Raw genomic sequence first — 17,900 nt, 5'->3', positions numbered from 1 at the left:
ACCGACCACTACCATGACCAACCAGACACCACCGCCAGCACGCCGATGCTGCTTGAAACAACCGGCAAACTGTCGCGAAGAGTCAGAAACACCTCAGCCAACAATGATCACCCGACCCCACGGCCTCAGCGAGGCGGTCGAACGACATCGGTCGCCACGCGGGCGGCGATGGTCGCTGCTGGCCTGGACGCTTGCCACGGTGCTGAGCGTTGCTGCGGCATTCACTTTCAGCGCCGGAGCGGCATCTGCACAGGCGTCAGGCACGAGCATCGACCTGCAGCAGGGCCAGATGCACGACGACGACCCGCTGCACGACGGCCACGAAGAAGAGCCCGGTACTGAAGGCCACGACGGGCACGAACTCGACGGCGATGACAGCGACCACGAGCACGACGACGAGTGCGACCACGAGCACGCGGATGATCCGCTGCACGACGGCCACGAAGAGGAACCCGGCACCGAAGGCCACGACGGGCACGAACTCGACGGCGGCGACGCCGACGACAACTGCGGACACGACGGCGATGAGCACGACGACGACCCGCTGCACGACGGCCACGAAGAAGAGCCCGGTACTGAAGGCCACGACGGGCACGAACTCGACGGCGATGACAGCGACCACGACGACGGTCACGGCCACCACTAGGGAGGAACGGCCGACCGGCATCTGACCGGCCAGACAAGCGGGTCAGCGAGATTCCCCGCCTCGCTGACCCGCTTTCGCGCGCCCAGATTCTGCGCGTGTCTCTAGGGCATTCCGGCACCCGGAATATCGACCCGGACGCGCTCTATGCGGCCGAGCGCAGGCGAGTCGGCTGGCGGGCGGGAGGTGGGCGCGGTGACCATGTACAGCGTTCGGCGGTCATCATCGCCGAGCATGCAGGCGAAGCAGTTCAGCTCGAGCTCAATGACCTCGGTCACCTCGCCGCCGTCGACGACCCGGAAACAGCTCGCATTGAGCGGGTCCGCCACCCAGATGCCGCCGGCTTCGTCCCCGCAGATGCCGTCAGGCACCCGCTCTCCCAGATCCGCGAAGATTCTCCGGCCGCTCAGCGAGCCGTCAGGGTCAATGTCGAACGCCGTCATCCGGCGTCCGTAGCTCTCGGCGATGACCATGTGGCGCCCGTCGGGGTCGATGACCGTGCCATTGGGAAAGTCGAATCCGTCAGGACCCGGCCGGGCCGTGCCGTCCGGGCTCACGATGGCGAGCGTGGCCTGCGCGAATGTCTCTCCCACGCTGTCGTCGAAACCGAAGTTGCCGACGTACGCCGTGCCGTCGGCGGCCACCACCATGTCATTGCACGGCCCGCCGGCGATGCCGGACAGGTCGGCGTGCAACGACTCGTTCCCGTCCGCGTCCAGCCGGCGAAGCTGGCGGTCCAGCATCGAGACGAACAGCAGGTCACCGTCAGGCAGCCAGCCCAGCCCCGACGGCTGCGTTGGCACGGTGTGAACAAGTTCTTCATGACCACCAGGAGTCACTGTGAAGATGCCGTGTCGGTAGAAGTCGGAATACCACAGCTTGCCGTCGCGCCAGCGCGGCCCTTCCCCGAACCTCAGCCCCGTCACCACCACGTCAGTCGTCGTCATGGCCGCCGACGCTAACCCACGGTATGTCAAGGCTCGGCGAGCGGCGAGACGACGCCTAGGAGAACGAGCGAAGCGGCAGGCGCATCGTCACCGTCGTACCGATGCCCAGCTCGCTTTCGATCGTCAGAGTGCCCTCGTGGCGGATCACGACCGATTCGGCGATGGCGAGCCCGAGCCCGCTGCCTCCGTGAGCTCTGGTCCGGGCAGGGTCGACGCGGTAGAAGCGCTCGGTCAGCCGAGGCAAGTCGGCTGGGTCGATGCCGCTGCCGGTGTCCGCTACGACCACCACGGCCTCGGCGCCTTCTTCGCCGATCCGGAGCGCGACCGCGGCCTGCTCGTCGGTGTGGGCAACGGCGTTGCGGACGATGTTGCCGAGTGCTTGATGAAGGCGATCGGCGTCCCCGAGCACGACCAGTTCGTTGGGTGCCTCGAGTCGCAGATCTCGATCAGGCTCGGTCGCCCAAACGTCGGTGATGAGATCCCGAGCCAGTGCGATGAGATCCACGGTTCGTCGGGTCAACGAGGCTTCCTGGTCGAGCAATGCGAGGTCGCGCATGTCGTCGATCAGACGAGCCATGCGTTCGGCCTCCTGCTCGGTACGCCGCAGCGCATCGGCCCGCGCTTCAGGGTCGGAAAGCGCGCCGATGCGGTGCAGTTCGTTGAAGCCCCGAATCGTCGTGAGCGGAGTGCGCAGCTCGTGGGACGCATCAGCGATGAAGCGCCGCAGCTCACGCTCGGCCGCTTCACGGCGCTCCGCGGCATGCTCGATCGAGCTGGCCATCGCGTTGAAGGCCCGCGCCAGCTCGGCGGCCTCCGTTCGTGACCCGTCCTGCTCCGGCAGGCGCACACTCAGATCGCCAGCTCCGAGACCCCAGGCCGATGCTGTCGTGTCCTTGAGCGGTCGTACCCCCAGACGGATCACCCACCAGCCCAGCGCCCCCAGGACGAGGGCCGCCGCGGCCAAGCCTGCGAGCCCGACCCATCTCAGCCACGACACGATCTCGCCAACGCCCCCCAGCGGGAGCGCACGGATCAAGTGGCCTCCGTCGGTCTCCGTCACCAAAACGCGATAACGCCCATCGCTTCCTTCCAGCGTGAACGGCACGCCAACTTCGGCAGCCCTGATGTCCGCCAGACCTTGCTCGATCTCTTCGCCGAGTGCGACGCCTGCCGAATCGGAGATCTCTGCAAGTTGCCCGTCGGTGCTCAGCAGCGCCTCGAAGGGCTCCGAGAAGTGGCTGCTGTGAACGTGTTCGAGATGGTCGTCTTCGAAGTCGGCGGGGCTGTGGCCGGCCACATCGCGCAGCTCATCGTCGAACTGCGAGACGAGCCCGACTCGCAGCAGCACCAGCATTGCGACGCCCAAGGCCGTGACCGCGGCACCGATGACGAGGAGCGCGCTGATCACCCGCGCCCGGAGCGTGAGGCTCCTCACTGCTCCACTCGCATGACGTACCCGAATCCCCGAATGGTGTGGATCAGCTTCGGGCCGCCGATCTCGATCTTGCGTCGCAGATAGCTGATGTAGGTCTCGGCGACGCTGGCTCGGCCCCCGAAGTCGTACTCCCACACGTGCTCCAGCAACTGGGCCTTTGACAGCACCCGGCCGGCGTTCGACATCAGGCACACCAGCAGGCGGAACTCGGTCGGCGACAGCGAGATGTCTTCGCCCGCACGCTGGACCGTGCACGCATCGAGATCCACGACGAGGTCATCGAGTTCGAGATGACGAGTCCCGTTCTTGGGTGCGATGCGGCGGAAGATGGACTCGATCCGGGCGATCAGCTCTTCAAGGTTGAACGGCTTGGGGAGATAGTCGTCAGCGCCGAGCGACAGACCGCGGACGCGATCGCTCACGTCATCCCTGGCGCTGAGCAGCAGCACCGGCGTGGGGTCATCGTGCGCCCGCAGGCTTCGGAGCACCTCGAGCCCATCGGGCCGGGGAATCGTGATGTCGAGCACGACGAGATCGGGACGCTGCTCGGCGATTGCCGCTAGCGCTTCGCGGCCATTAACCGCCTCCATTACCTCAAAGCCGTAGTGGCGCAGCGCGGCCGACAGCATGACGCGCAGGTTTTCTTCGTCATCCACGACGAGCAAAGACCGGGGCGCCACGACGTCAGTGTCGCAGCCGTTCCTGTGAATTTGCCCAGAATCTGCAGGCGGGTCAAGCGCGAGGGGCGACCATCTGGTGCTTGATCGGGCCGACGTGCAGGTGCGCTATGCGCGACTGCTCACCGTCGAGCTGCAGGCCGTCCAGCAGGGGCGCCACCACCCGGAAGAAGGCGCGCAGCTCCCAGCGCGCCAGGTGTACGCCCAGGCAGAAGTGGGCGCCGTGGCCGAAGGCAAGGTGGTCGTTGGGCGTGCGCTGGATGTCGAAGCGGTACGGATCGGGGAACTGGCGCTCGTCCCGGTTGGCTGAGGGGTACCAGATGCCGACGTGCTCGCCTGCCTTGATCGTCTGGCCTCGCAGCTCGGTGTCTTTGGTGCACGTGCGGGCGAACTGGATCACCGGTGAAGTCCAGCGCAGGATCTCCTCGACGGCAGTCTCCACGGCTTCCGGATCGTCGATGCGCTCGTTGAGCAGGTCGAGCTGGTCACGATGTTCGAGCAGGGCGATCACCCCGCCACTCGCCGCGTTGCGGGTGGTCTCGTTGCCCGCGGCGATCATCAGGCGCAGGTAGCCCACGAGCTGCTGGGGCGTGAGCGGGCCCGACTCGATCTCGGACCGCAGCAGGATGCTGACGAGGTCGCGGCCGTCGGTCCCCTCACGCCGACGCTGGCGGATCAGCTCGCCGATCCACGCGTCGAACTCACGGATCATGCGCCGCCGCATCTCGTCACGGGACTCGCCCGGCCGGCAGAATCGCTCCAGGTCGGGATCGTCGAACAGCGCCGACGTCCACTCGTGCACCTGTTCCCAGTCATCGGCCGATACGCCGACCATCTCGCAGATCGCCGCCAGCGGCAGCTTCACCGCCAGGTCCTCGACCACGTCGGCGGTGCCGGTCTCGGCGACCTTGGCCACGAATTCGTCCGCGAAGCGCTGAGCGTGCCGCTCAAGCGATTCGGACCTGCTGCGCATCGCTTTCGGGGTGAACTCCGGCACCACCAGCCGGCGCAGGTCCCAGTGGTCGGGGCGGTCCTTGAAGATGAAATCCGGCGGCTCGTCGGGATCCCAGCCGATCTCGATGGCTCGCTGGCGGTACCTGTTCCAGAAGCGAGCATCCCGGTCGGCATCGGCCAGACGCAGGCGGCCGCCGCCGTTGATGAAGGTTTTGTTCTGGCCCGAGATCCACTTCACGTCCTCGTAGCGGGTCACTGCCCAGAACGGGACGATGTTGTCGCGTACGTACCAGTAGACGGGGGCCTCTTCGCGCAGCAGGTCCCACTCGGCCCACGGGTACCCGTCTGCGGCGTACCGCTCCGTGTCGTGGATCACCGCCTCGTCGACCTGCATCAATCCTTGCTCCTGCTCGCTGGGCTCCTGCTCGGGCTGGCCACCGTCGGGCCAACGGTAGTGGTGTGCCTCGCCGTGTCGCAGAGCTGCGGCGCAATACTGACGGCATGAGCACCGGTGCGACTCACGCGGATTCCCCTGACGCCCACGCGGAAGCCGGGCTGCCAGTTGTCTGGTTCGACCGGCCCGCCGGTCGTCTGCAGCGCGAGCTGCTCGAGGGCCGAGCGCAGATTGTCGATGTGCGAGGAGACGATCCACTGGAGGGCATCGATCGAGCCGAGGGCGCCATCGTGGGCGCCGCCATCCGCTACGACCGCACCGTGTACGAGCAGGCACCGAAGATGCGGGTCATCGCCCGTGCGGGGATCGGTTTCGACAATCTCGATCTCGACGACGCCACCGAGTTCGGCATCGCTGCTTGCAACACGCCCGACGGACCGACGACCTCGACCGCTGAACAGGCCGTTGCCCTCATCTTCGCCGTCACCAAGGGATTGAAGGAATCGGCCCTCCGGCTCGAAGCCGCCGAAGGCGACTACTGGGCGCGCCACGGACACCTCGAGCTGGCCGGATCGACCCTGGCCTTGCTGGGTCTCGGACGCATCGGCGGCTACGTGGCACGGGTGATGTCAGCTGTGGGCATGAACATCGTGGCGTACGACCCCTATGCCGCCGGCGAGCGTTTTGCAGAACTGGGAGCACGGCGGGCGGCGACGCCCAGCGAAGCGGTTGCCAGTGCGCATGTCGTGTCCGTGCATGCGCCGCTCAGCGAGGCCACGCACCATCTGGTGAACGCCGACCTGCTCGCGGCGATGCGCGACGGCGTCTATCTCGTGAACACGTCGCGCGGCGGTCTCGTCGACCAGGACGCCCTGCTGGCAGCTCTGAACGCGGGCAAGGTACGCGGCGCCGGGTTGGACGTGACCGAACCTGAACCGCTGCCGCCAGGCCATCCGTTGCTGGGTCGCCCCGACGTGGTGGTCACCCCGCACGTGGCCTCGGCCACCGTGGCGGGCCGCCGTCGCATCTTCACCCATGCTGTCGCCGAGGTCATGGCGGCGCTCGACGGCGCCCAGCCGCCCAACATGCTCAACCCGCAGGCCTGGCCCGGCCGCAACGCCTGATGGCCGCAGGCACATGACGTGAGCCTCGCCGCTGCGGCGCCGGGACGGCTGACGGCATTCCTGCCGGGCGACCCCGATGCCGACTCGCTGCTCGACGGGTTCCTGGCCTACACCGCCGAGGTGGGTCTTGAGCTGTACGAGGCGCAGGAAGACGCCGTGCTGGAGATTTTCGGCGGCAACCACGTCATCATCACCACGCCGACCGGCTCGGGCAAATCGCTGGTGGGCCTCGCGGCGCACTTCGAGGCGGTGGCGCGAGGTCAGCGCAGCTACTACACGGCCCCGGTCAAGGCGCTCGTGTCGGAGAAGTTCTTCGCTCTCTGCGATGAACTCGGCGCAGCGAACGTCGGGATGGTGACCGGTGACGGCGCCGTCAACCCCGACGCGCGGGTGGTCTGCTGCACGCAGGAGATCCTGGCGAATCTGGCGCTGCGCAACGGCGCCGACGCACCGATCGACAGCGTCGTCATGGACGAGTTCCACTTCTATGCCGACCGGGACCGGGGCTGGGCCTGGCAGGTGCCGCTGCTGGAGCTGACCCGCGTCCAGATGATCCTGATGAGCGCCACCCTCGGCCCCGCCCAGCGCTTCGCCGACGACCTGCGACGCCGCAGCGGCCGTGCAGTCGCCACGGTGACCGGTGCCGAACGGCCGGTGCCGCTCACCTTCACGTACCGCGAGACCACGCTGCACCAGTCGCTCGAAGAGCTGCTGGAGCTGCGCAGGGTGCCCGCCTACATCGTCCACTTCACCCAGAAGGCCGCCACCGAGCGGGCGCAGGCCCTCACCAGCCTCAATGTGCTGTCGAAGGACGAGAAGGCGCAGGTGGCTGCCGAGATCGCAACGTTCCGGTTCGACTCGCCGTTCGGGCGCGACATCCAGCGATTCGTCAAGGCCGGTGTCGGCGTGCACCACGCCGGGATGCTGCCCAAGTACCGGCTGCTGGTGGAACGGCTGGCCGGGGCGGGCCTGCTCAAGCTCATCTGCGGCACCGACACGCTCGGCGTCGGCGTGAACGTGCCCATCCGCACCGTGGTGTTCACCCAGCTCTGCAAGTACGACGGCCGCGACACGCGGGTGCTGTCGGTGCGCGACTTCCAGCAGATCGCCGGCCGGGCAGGGCGCCGGGGCTTCGACCACGAGGGCTTCGTGTGGTGCCAAGCGCCCGAGCACGAGGTGGAGTACGCGATGGCGCTGGAGAAGGCCCGCGAGAAGTTCGGTGACGACCCGGCCAAGCTGCGCAAGGTGCGTCGCCCGTCGCCGCCCAAGCGGGGCTACGCGCCCTGGAATGCCGACACGTTCGACCGGCTGGCATCGGGACAGCCCGAGCTGCTCCGCTCGCAGTTCGACGTGTCGCATTCGATGCTGATGAACGTGCTGGACCGGCCCGGCGACGGCTGCGCGGCCATGCGCCGGCTGCTCACCGACAACCACGAGACCCGTGCCGCCAACCACACCCACATCCGCCGGGCCATCGCCATCTACCGCTCGCTGGTCGAGACGCAGGTGGTGGAGCGCCTCGACGAGCCCGATGAGCTGGACCGGCTGGTGCGGGTGAACGTGGACCTGCAGGCCGAGTTCGACCTGACCCAGCCGCTGTCGCCGTTCGCGCTCGACGCCATCGAATTCCTCGACCCCGACGAGCCCACCTACCCGCTCGATGTGCTGAGCGTGCTCGAAGCCACGCTCGAGAACCCGACGGTGGTGCTGGAACGCCAACGAGACATGGCGCGCACCGACCTGCTTGCCGAGATGAAGGCCGAGGGCGTGGAGTACGAAGAGCGGATGGAGCGGCTGGAGGAGGTCGAGTGGCCCAAGCCGCTGCGCGACTGGCTCTATGACAGCTTCAACGCCTGGTCGACCCGTCACCCGTGGCTGCGCAACGACAACGTGCGGCCGAAATCAGTGGCGCGGGACATGAACGAGCGAGCGATGACGTTTCGCGAGTACGTGAACCACTACGGCATCAAGGGATCCGAAGGGGTGCTGCTGCGCTACCTCAGCGATGCGTACAAGGCGCTCGTGCGCAACGTGCCCGAGGACCGCCGCACCGACGACATCGTCGAGCTGACCCGGTGGCTGGGTGAGACCGTTCGCACCACCGACAGCAGCCTCATCGACGAGTGGGAACGGCTGGAGCGACTGAGCCAGGCTGCCGAATGATCCGACGCTCGATGCGCAACTCAACAGGCCCCGATGCAATGTGTGTGCGTTGCACACAACAGACACCGATACTTGGCCCGCGGCGGCTCTCTGAAAGTCGCAGGGCTAGGCGGTTTGGCACGTGGTTACACTGCGTCCGAATCACCCTGTGTCGTCGGTAGGGCAACCACGGGCTCGCTGCGTGATCACAGGGGACTGACTCGGGCGCTAGGCGGTGCGGGATTATGGCTGAGTACGACGCGGACGTGGACTCCTCGATGATGGAGGAGTTGATCGACAGCATCGCCGAGCCCGACCGCCGGTCTTGGCGTGACCGCGCTACCCGCGTCGGTTCCGTCTACACAATCTCGTATTCGACTGCCGTAGTGGCGGTCTTCGACTATGACCGCGAACTGGCCCAAGGTCTGCCGCAGAACTCATTCTTGGCCGCCGCCAAACCGGAGGGCGACGACGGATTCATTCTGCTGCGCATCCGCAAGGAAGCCCGTCTGCCTGCCGCAGCGGTCAATGACCAAACACGTCAGGAGAGCATCGAAGACACCGGGAACTTGGGTCCGTGGTCGGACAAGATGCCGACGTGGATCAAAGACAAGATGTCGCTGCACGGCCTCGAGTGCTCGGTCCTAGGAACATTTGTTGAGAGGGAAGACGGCACTCTCCGTTTCGCAGAGGACATCGACAACTACTACGCAGTCAGCGAGCTGATGGCGTGGAAGCCGGACGCTGCGACATTGGAATTGATCGTCAACCATCAACATCGCACCAACGACATCGGCACAGAAAAGAACGCTGTCCCGGTCGGCCGGACTCGCTTCGCTGCTGCCGAGAGCTCGGCCGCTACGAACGTGGATTTTGCGACTGACCCAACAGACATCATGAAACGCCGAACCGCCTACTTCGGCATGTCGCGATCGGGCAAGTCGAACGGGATCAAGATCGTCGCAGAGAGCATCTACGGATTACGGGGGCACAACCCCGCTCACCGAATCGGCCAGCTGATATTCGACCTCAGCGGCGAGTACGCCCAGGACAACTTCCAGGATGGCAAGGGCCTTCACCGCGTGTACGAGTCTCTGGGTTTGGAGCGCGACAACGAAGTCTCCACCTATGGCCTGATCAAGGTTCAGTGGGACGACGATCGGGTCGTCATGAAACTCAACTTCTACGGTGACGAACTTCCTTGGTCGTGGAACAGCGACGACGACACCACAGCCGTGGAGGCGGCGCTTGAACAGCTTCTCGCAGGCAAAGAGATCGTCAACGAGATCATGCAGGGCGAGACGGCGCGCTACACCACCGCTTTCCGGGACGCCGACCTGTCAGTCGACCGGATGGCTCAGAGCGACAAGAGTGCGCAGACGCGTTATCTGCGCGCTCTGCTGGCATACAGGACCGCTCTGTACGCGGCCGGTCTTGAGCCTCCAGCGTGGAAGCCGAGCATTCGCGGCATCGGCAGAAACTCGCTGTTCAGCGAGGACCTCATCGCCGCGTTAGCAGCTGCCAACAATGTCGGCAGCGACCACCAGAACGAGTATCACCAAGCTGCAGAGATCCTCAGGAGGTCCAAGGCCGATAACAACTCCATCTCATGGGCGCAGCTGCTGACCGTGTTCGAGGCGCTGGCTTACTTTCTCGAGGACGGCAACGGAGGCTTTGGCGAGTTCGAGCGGGGCTACATCTCCAACAGCAGCAGCGGCGACTCGTGGGCGGATGCACGGTTCCGATCACTGTTGCGCATCTTCCGTTACCAGAACGGTCCTCGCTCGTTCCAAACGGCCCGGGACCAGCACGATCCGGACACGACTGAGGATTTTGCAGAAGCGATCGTGAAGGACCTCCAGGTCGGCAAGCTGGTCATCATCGACCAATCTGCGGGCGATCCGGACCACAACAAGGCAGCTGCAGAGCGCGTGATGTGGCATCTGTTTCGAGCGCAACAGGCCCGCTTCCGCTCCGCTGCCGTGGACTTCGACCCGACCGAGCCTCAGGACCCCGATCGCGCGACCGAGGGGCACATCATCGTCTACATCGAGGAAGCACACAATCTGCTGCCTCGCGCCAACGCCCAGGAAAACCTCACCACGGTGTGGGCGCGTTCCGCCAAGGAGGGAAGCAAGCTCAACATTGGCATGGTGCTCGCAACGCAGGCACCGAGTTCAGTCATGCCCGAGATTCTCAGTGAGACCGACAACTGGGTCCTGTCGTATCTGAACTCCGAAAATGAGCGTCGCGTCATCGCTGGATACATGGACTTTGCCGACTTCACCGAACAGATCGGCAAGGTCAGTGAGCAGGGTTTCGTGCGTATCCGCACGCTGTCCCAGGCGTACACGGTGCCTGTGCAGCTCAACAAGTTCCAGCTTGAGGGCGCTCCCGCCGACACCGCGGACGCTGCCAGCACCGAACCCCAAAGCAACGGTTCACGGGTCTGAACAGTGCCGTATCCCGACGAACGGGCCGGTCTCGCGGCGATCCGCGCGATCGTCGACAGCGTCGAATTCGAAGAGTTTCGGGAGCGTCTGGACCCGCCCACCCACAGCGCTGTCGCCGAGCCATGGCCACCATTCGCTCCGTGCCCTCCAGGTAGCAGCCGCACTCACCTCGTCGCCATAGACGGGTCGCAGGTCTACGACAGCATTCCGGGCCGATTGCCCGACACGCATGCAGGTGCCGTGTCGCTCGGTGTCGTCGTCATCAAGCTCCAGGAGCTGCACAAGCTCGACAGGTTGCCTCAGAGCGGGGCCGTCAATCCACGTGATCTGCGAGACACCGAACTCGGCCACAGCGTCGGTGCGATGCTGCCCGGCACCAATGCTCGAACCGTCGACGGACTTGGCCCACAGCAGTGGTTCCGCCGCTGCTTTAACGACTTACTGTCGAGGCTCACACTGGGTACCGAGAGCTTCGCGGACACATTGTGCGCATTGCTCGGCACAGAGCACACGATCACCAGTTGCCCTAATCCAGACTGTGAGGCAACGCGCCTGCCGGTACCAGCCCCCGGCAGCGAGGGTGCCTGCCCGTCTTGTTCGACGCCGTTGCTTACCAGCGACGCTCTTCGCATTCATGAGCAGTTCGACGAGAACCACTCGTCGCTTGAGTGCCATATGCGAGTCATGCAGACACTTGAGATGCTCGCGCTCGCCAACAGCCTGCGATGCCTAACCGAGTCCGCAGCTGGTCTAGACGCCCTCGCCCGAACTGCTTTCGTTATGGATGGCCAACTCGCCGCATTCGGCACGATCGCAGTGCTCGCTCATGCCATGCGTGCAGAATTCGGCAGGATTCAGAGCCTTCTGGAAGCTGATCGGCCCGGGGCACAACTTCTCGTTCTATCGGGAGTCAAGTCTGGCCCGTTCGTACGGCACGCCGACGAGCTGGACCGAGCACCCCAACCGAACCGTCGCATCCCTACTAACCACTACTGGCTGCCTGACAACGACTACATCCGCGCTCACATCGTCGCTGGTCAGGCCAATGACTCCAAACCTTGGGGCGAACTGACGCACTACGGCCGCCCGCTCGTCCTCAAGACTGCAGCGGGTCAGCGCTTGGTGCTCAACTTGGCTCAGCCTGAGGCCGCGCCACCGCTGACGAACAGGGCGACGCCAGCCGTGCTGGCTGACGCTATCGCCACCGCCGCACCTCTCGGTGTAGGCACCGACCAGTTCCTCGCTTTGCGCCGAGCGCACCGGTGGGCATCCATCCCGCTGCGCGCCGGTGTCGACCTCATACGCAGCCTGGCAGGCTGAGCTAATGGACGGTGTCTGCGCCGACGGCTCCGAAACATGGAAGCACGGCACTGCAGCAACACGCTGGTACGCACTCGGCCGCTACTACGCCATGTTTCCCCGCGACTTTCTCCACGACGCAATCCCTCGCCTCACGCAGCCCGGCGATACCGTTCTGGACCCCTTCTGCGGCCGCGGGAACGCACCGTTCGTGGCAACCGTGCTAGGCCGTCGAGCTCTCGCAATTGACATCAACCCGATCGCTTGGCTATTTGCTGCGACAAAGCAGCGGCCTGCCCGAGATCCTGCCCGATTGCTTGCCCGGCTCGACGACATCGGCAGTGCGAGGCGCTCGGCGGACCGGCGAAGCCGCAGCCGCTTCGAGACCATGGCATGGGCGCCGCAGGTACGGGCCTTCCTGAAGGCAGCTAGACGGGAACTGCAGTGGAAAGCCTCGGTCGTCGACCGCACCCTGATGGCCTTCATTGCATTGCACATGCAAGACAAACGCGAAGCCGGGCTATCCAACACCTTGGCCCCCACTATCGCCCATTCGCCCCAATACGCCGTCAAGTGGTGGACCCGTCACGGTCTGGTCCGACCCCCCGACATTGACCCGATCCAGATGCTGGAGGACAAGATCCGGCGCCGCTACCGCTACGGCGTGCCCGACCAAGCGCCCAGCCGGGTCCTGCTCGGTGACGCACGTCGTGAGCTCCCGAAGCGCCGACGCTGCGACGCCCAGCTGCTGATTACCTCACCGCCATACCGGGGGGTCACCGACTATTGGAACGACCACTGGATTCGCTTGTGGCTGCTCGGGCACAGCTTTCGCCAAGATTGGAGCAAGACTTCGAAATACACCGCCCAGACGGCGTACAGCGAGCTGATCACCTCGGTGCTTCAAGCGAGCAAACGCCATCTGCGGGACGACGCGACGATCCTCATCCGTAGCGACCAACGTCGCCGTACGGCTGATCTATGCGTGCAAGCCATCACCGAGGTTTGGCCCGATCGCCGCCTGCTACAGCTACCGACCAGCGCATCGCACGCCGGCACCTCCAACGGTCATGGTCGGGGCGGCACGAAGTCCAAAGAGATCGACTTTCTCATTCCAGGCGCTTATGGAGCGGACTGGGCTCACGGCAAGGGCTTCACTGGTGTCAAGCAGCGCCTTAGAAGTTGAGCTGCACAAGAACGTAGAGACCAGCTCCCCGGAATCACTCCGTCGATGCGGACGGCTGGGCGAGACCGTGCGCACCACCGACAGCAGCCTCATCGACGAGTGGGAGCGCCTCGAGCAGCTCGCTGCCGGCTAGATCGGCGCCCGGCAGTTGGGCGCCCCTGTGACTACTGAGTCGGCGCCCGGTAGTTGGGCGCCTCTTTGGTGATCATGATGTCGTGGGGGTGGCTCTCGCGCAGGGCCGCCGCCGTGACACGCACGAACCTGGTGCGCAGCCGCATGTCGTCGATGCTCGCTGCACCGCAGTAGCCCATCGCCTGGCGCAGACCGCCGACGAGTTGGTGCAGCACACCCGCCAGCGGCCCCTTGTAGGCCACCCGCCCCTCGATGCCCTCGGGCACCAGTTCCTCCACCTCGCGCCCGTCCTGGAAGTAACGATCCTTGGAGTAGCTGCGGCCCTTCATGGCACCGACCGAGCCCATGCCCCGATACTCCTTGAAGCGCTCGCCTTGGTACAGCACCACCTCGCCGGGCGACTCGTCGGTGCCCGCCAGCAGGCTGCCCACCATGGCGCTGTGCGCCCCCGCAGCCATCGCTTTGGCGAGATCGCCCGAGAACTGCATGCCACCGTCCGCGATCACCGGCACACCCGCCGCAGCAGCCTCCGACGCGCAGTCGAACACCGCCGAGATCTGCGGCACCCCCACCCCGGCCACCACCCGGGTCGTGCAGATCGAGCCAGGTCCGATGCCGACCTTGATCGCATCGGCTCCGGCGTCGATGAGCGCACGAGCCGCATCGGCCGTGGCCACGTTGCCCGCCACCACCTCGGCAGGGTGATTGGCCTTGATCTTCGCGACTGTCTCGATGACGTCGCGGCTGTGACCGTGTGCAGTGTCGACCACGATGGCATCCACGTCACGCTCCACCAGCGCCGCCGCACGCTCCATGGTGTCGGGACCGGTGCCGACTGCGGCGGCGACCAGCAGACGGCCCTGCTCGTCCTTGGAGGCATTCGGGAACTGGATGCGCTTCTGGATGTCCTTCACGGTGATCAAGCCCACCAGCCGGAAGTCGTCGTCGACGATCGGAAGCTTCTCGATGCGGTGGCGGGCCAGTACCACCTGGGCCTCTTCCAGAGTGGTCGGGGCGCTCGCAGTCACCAGCCCTTCCGACGTCATCACTTCGTGGATCGGACGGCTCCAATCGGTCTCGAAGCGCAGGTCGCGGTTGGTGAGGATCCCGACCAACCGGCCCGCCGGATCGGTGATCGGCACGCCGCTGATCTTGAAGCGGGCCATGAGGTCCTCGGCTTCGGACACCAGGTTGTCGGGGCCGAGCGTGAAGGGCTCGTTGATCATGCCCGACTCGGAGCGCTTCACCCTGTCGACCTCGGCCGCCTGATCGGCGACGGACAGGTTGCGGTGGATCACGCCGATGCCGCCGTGACGGGCCATCGCGATGGCGAGACGCGCCTCGGTGACGGTGTCCATGGCCGCGCTCACCAGCGGAACGGCAAGCGTGATGCCGCGTGTGAACCGCGTCGACGTGTCGACCGCATCGGGCAGCACGTCGGACGCGTCGGGCACCAGCAGCACGTCGTCGAAGGTCAGCCCGTCGGTCGTGAACTTGCTGTCCAGAGAGGGAAATCGGCCCTTTGCAGGGGGTTGTGACTGGGCCATGGCGCACCCTACCGCGCGCCCTCCAGCGAGCCAGTGAACCCGACCGCAGTAGCTTCACTGATGTCCCGCGCAAAGCAGGTTGACGTGGCGGATTTCCAACAGCACGAACCGATCGCAACACTGCATCGGCTCTCGGACCGGCCGGTCGACAGCCTCGCCGCCGAACTCGTCGAGTACTCCCAGCGGCGACCGATAGCGCTCATCATTCCTGCGCTGTTCAGCGAGCTCGCCGGGCCGGCCCTCGACCGCATCGTCGATGAGATCAGCCGCATCAGCTACCTGAACGAAGTCATCGTCGGGATCGATCAGGCCTCAGAGCAGGAGTTCGCCGAGGCCAAGCGTTTCTTCGATCGGCTGCCGCAGCGAACCCGGCTGCTGTGGAACGACGGACCTCGCATGCGCAGCATCGACGAAACGCTTGCTGACCGGGTGCTCGCACCGTCCGAACCGGGCAAGGGGCGCAACGTCTGGTACTGCCTGGGCTATTTCCTGGCGTCGGGCCGCTGCGAGACGCTGGCTCTGCACGACGCCGACATCGTGACCTACGACCAGGGAATACTGGCTCGGCTGCTCTACCCGATCCTGCACCCGACCTTCGGCTACTCGTTCTCGAAGGGCTATTACTTCCGCGCCGGCGAAGGCCCCACTGCGAACATCAACGGACGGGTCGTGCGTCTGCTGGTTGCTCCGCTGCTGGGAGCGCTTCGCACAACTCTGGGAGACCACGACTATCTGCGCTATCTGGCGGCGTTTCGTTACCCGCTGGCCGGCGAGTTCGCGATGCAGCTCGACATGACCCGGAGCATCCGCATTCCCAGCGACTGGGGACTCGAAATCGGAGTGCTGTCGGAGGTGTACCGCATCTACCAAGGACGCCGGATCTGCCAAGTAGACATCTGCGACCGGTATGACCACAAGCACCAGAACCTGTCGGTGGCTGATCCCCAGGCAGGACTCCACAAGATGAGCCGCGACATCGCCAAGGCGATCTATCGAAAACTCGCCATCGACGGCATGACGCTGACTGCGGAGACATTCCGCACCGTCAAGGCCGTGTACTACCGCAACGCACTCGACCTCGTCAGTCATTACCGCAACGACGCCACCTTCAACGGCTTCGACTTCGACCTGCACGCGGAAGAAACTGCGGTCGAAGTGTTCTCTGCTGCGATCATGGAAGCGGGCCACGACTTCTTGAACGACCCGATGAACACGCCGTTCATCCCGAACTGGTCGCGGGTGCAAAGCGCCGTGCCCGACGTGCTCGAGCGGCTCTACGACGCCGTCGAGCTCGACAACGCCTGAGTTCCCCGCGGTTGCCTAGACGAGCGGGGCAACTCGCTTGTCGGCAAGGGCGGGTTCACGGCGTTGCGTATCGCCGCGCATCACGCCCAGTGCCTGCGGGCCCAGATCCAGCGACACCTGCGGGCTGTCGGGATGGAATGCCGGCTGCGCACGACGGATGAGCATGCGGTGAACGAGCTCGACCAGGGTCCTGCGCCTGATCCCGTCCTGCGCGCCGAGCAGGTCCACCGCCTCGTCCAAGGTGACCTTGCGCCGGTTGATGGTGCGCTTGTTCTGCTCGACCGGCGGCAGGCCGTGCTCGGTGACGATGCGGGGCGGCTCGCTGATCGGCGTCCAGTAGCTGGGGGTGCCCAGCAGTGCATGCACGTAGAGCGCGGGAACGCCGGCGAGGCTCAGCATGACCGTGTGCGCGGCAAGGAACTGCGCCACGCCCAACGGATCCCCGTCACCGGCGAAGAGGTCCCACAGCGACACGTTCAGCTCGTACGCCTTGGGGCCCGCAGGCGTGTCGAACTCCGAGTGCGTGCCGCCGGCGCTGTGCGCCGCGGCGATGAGCCGGTTGATCTCGGCCGCGCTCAGTAGTCCCTCCACCGGGCGCAACCCGATGCCGTCGTGGCTGGCGATGAAATTGAAGAACGACGTTCCCGCAGGCGGCGTTTCGAGCTGGGCCAGCCACTGCTGCATGGCCACCGACGAACCCGACAGCATCGTGTGGGCGACCAGCGGCGGCAGGCTGAAGTTGTAGACGAGGTGGGCTTCGTCGCCGTCGCCCCAATAGGCCACGTTCTGGTCATGGGGCACGTTGGTCTCGGTGATGATGACCGAGTCGGGACAGCGTGCGTCCAGCAGCGTCCGCAGCAGCTTCACGAACTCGTGCGTCTGCGGCAGGTTCACGCACGACGTCCCGAGCTCTTTCCAGAGATAGGCGATGGCGTCCAGCCGGAACCACCGCACGCCCGCGTCGACCAGTCGGGCCACGGTGCGCAGCAGGTCCAGCAGCACCTCGGGCTCGGCGAAGTCCAGGTCGATCTGGTCGTAGCTGAACGTGCACCACAGCAGCCGCGGGCCGTCGGGGGTCTCGACTTCACGCAGCAGCGGCGTCGTGCGGGGACGCACCACGCTCGACAGGTCATCCTCGGGTTCGGCGGTGAGCAGGTAGCGGCTGCCGGGCTCCTCCGCGCTGCAGAACTGCTCCATCCACGGGTGATCGGCGCTGACATGGTTCACGACCAAGTCGGCCATGACCGTGTAGGTCTCGCTCAAGTCGGTGATGTCTTCCCAGGCTCCTAGCCGCGGGTCCACCGCGCGGTGGTCAGTGATGGCGAATCCCCCGTCCGAGCTCGCCGGGTAGAAGGGCAGCACATGCACGACCGACACGACGTCGCCAGTCAGGTCGTCGAGCAGCTCGTGCATGGTCTGCATGGGCACCTTGCCGGCTTCGGTGATCGAGTCGGCGTAGGTAATCACCGCCACGTCGTGCTCATCCCACCGCGGGCCGACCGCTGCAACGGCCTCAGTGCCGTCGAGCCCGAGCGTGGAGAGCACGTCGTCGACGAGGCCATCGCCGCTCAACGCCGGGTAGATGAACTGGAGGTGCTGCTCGACCCGGCTGCGGAGATCCCCCTCGGTCACGACGTGCGGACCCCAGTCGTCAGGCCAGCT

At 65.7% G+C, this 17,900-nt stretch carries 12 protein-coding genes and 2 pseudogenes; 8 read left to right on the top strand and 6 right to left on the bottom strand.

Annotated elements, in window-relative coordinates; genetic code table 11:
* The first annotated feature begins 103 nt into the window (after positions 1 to 103).
* Complete coding sequence (locus VI480_RS02720; protein ID WP_323671280.1) at positions 104 to 646, top strand: hypothetical protein; 543 nt, start codon at positions 104 to 106, stop codon at positions 644 to 646.
* A 101-nt stretch (positions 647 to 747) separates the two neighbouring features.
* On the opposite strand, the gene VI480_RS02715 is transcribed toward VI480_RS02720, so the two are convergent.
* Genes VI480_RS02715 through VI480_RS02700 form a run of 4 tightly spaced genes read right to left on the bottom strand, consistent with a single transcriptional unit; the run spans position 748 to position 5,050 of the window.
* A complete protein-coding gene (locus VI480_RS02715; protein ID WP_323671279.1) occupies positions 748 to 1,590 on the bottom strand; it encodes an SMP-30/gluconolactonase/LRE family protein in 843 nt (280 codons plus the stop codon).
* A gap of 55 nt (positions 1,591 to 1,645) precedes the next feature.
* Entirely contained in the window at positions 1,646 to 2,998 is a 1,353-nt protein-coding gene (locus tag VI480_RS02710; protein WP_323671278.1) for an ATP-binding protein, read from the bottom strand.
* A 23-nt stretch (positions 2,999 to 3,021) separates the two neighbouring features.
* Positions 3,022 to 3,705 (bottom strand): response regulator transcription factor, encoded by a 684-nt coding sequence (locus VI480_RS02705; RefSeq protein ID WP_323671277.1) that lies wholly within the window; start codon positions 3,703 to 3,705, stop codon positions 3,022 to 3,024.
* Positions 3,706 to 3,757: 52 nt separating this feature from the next.
* Positions 3,758 to 5,050, bottom strand: coding sequence for a cytochrome P450 (locus VI480_RS02700; RefSeq protein WP_323671276.1), 1,293 nt, complete (start codon positions 5,048 to 5,050; stop codon positions 3,758 to 3,760).
* Between the two features lie 107 nt (positions 5,051 to 5,157).
* Here VI480_RS02700 and VI480_RS02695 point away from each other — a divergent pair, with 107 nt between their 5' ends.
* The 6 genes and pseudogenes from VI480_RS02695 (at position 5,158) to VI480_RS02675 (ending at position 13,254) form a co-directional block, all read left to right on the top strand.
* Positions 5,158 to 6,174, top strand: a complete 1,017-nt coding sequence (locus VI480_RS02695) for an NAD(P)-dependent oxidoreductase (RefSeq protein WP_323671275.1) — start codon at positions 5,158 to 5,160, stop codon at positions 6,172 to 6,174.
* A 48-nt stretch (positions 6,175 to 6,222) separates the two neighbouring features.
* Positions 6,223 to 8,334 (top strand): annotated as a pseudogene (locus VI480_RS02690) (DEAD/DEAH box helicase); the annotation flags it as partial.
* 596 nt (positions 8,335 to 8,930) lie between these two features.
* Positions 8,931 to 10,769 (top strand): helicase HerA domain-containing protein, encoded by a 1,839-nt coding sequence (locus VI480_RS02685; RefSeq protein WP_323671273.1) that lies wholly within the window; start codon positions 8,931 to 8,933, stop codon positions 10,767 to 10,769.
* Between the two features lie 3 nt (positions 10,770 to 10,772).
* Entirely contained in the window at positions 10,773 to 12,089 is a 1,317-nt protein-coding gene (locus tag VI480_RS02680) for a hypothetical protein (protein ID WP_323671272.1), read from the top strand.
* 4 nt (positions 12,090 to 12,093) lie between these two features.
* Positions 12,094 to 12,315, top strand: a pseudogene (locus VI480_RS15515) (DNA methyltransferase); the annotation flags it as partial.
* A 141-nt stretch (positions 12,316 to 12,456) separates the two neighbouring features.
* The gene (locus tag VI480_RS02675; RefSeq protein ID WP_323671271.1) at positions 12,457 to 13,254 is read left to right on the top strand and encodes a hypothetical protein; all 798 of its coding nucleotides are present in this window, start codon (positions 12,457 to 12,459) and stop codon (positions 13,252 to 13,254) included.
* A 164-nt stretch (positions 13,255 to 13,418) separates the two neighbouring features.
* On the opposite strand, the gene guaB is transcribed toward VI480_RS02675, so the two are convergent.
* Positions 13,419 to 14,933: an IMP dehydrogenase gene (guaB, locus tag VI480_RS02670; RefSeq protein ID WP_323671270.1), complete on the bottom strand. Its 1,515-nt coding sequence runs from the start codon at positions 14,931 to 14,933 to the stop codon at positions 13,419 to 13,421.
* Positions 14,934 to 15,017: 84 nt separating this feature from the next.
* Between guaB and VI480_RS02665 the strand changes: the two genes are divergently transcribed.
* Positions 15,018 to 16,238: a hypothetical protein gene (locus VI480_RS02665; protein WP_323671269.1), complete on the top strand. Its 1,221-nt coding sequence runs from the start codon at positions 15,018 to 15,020 to the stop codon at positions 16,236 to 16,238.
* A 15-nt stretch (positions 16,239 to 16,253) separates the two neighbouring features.
* On the opposite strand, the gene VI480_RS02660 is transcribed toward VI480_RS02665, so the two are convergent.
* Positions 16,254 to 17,870, bottom strand: a complete 1,617-nt coding sequence (locus VI480_RS02660; protein ID WP_323671268.1) for an alpha-amylase family glycosyl hydrolase — start codon at positions 17,868 to 17,870, stop codon at positions 16,254 to 16,256.
* Positions 17,871 to 17,900 lie beyond the last annotated feature (30 nt).

The organism is Candidatus Poriferisodalis multihospitum (assembly GCF_028283155.1).
GTDB lineage: Bacteria > Actinomycetota > Acidimicrobiia > Acidimicrobiales > Poriferisodalaceae > Poriferisodalis > Poriferisodalis multihospitum.
This window is presented reverse-complemented; position numbering and strand designations above follow the sequence as displayed.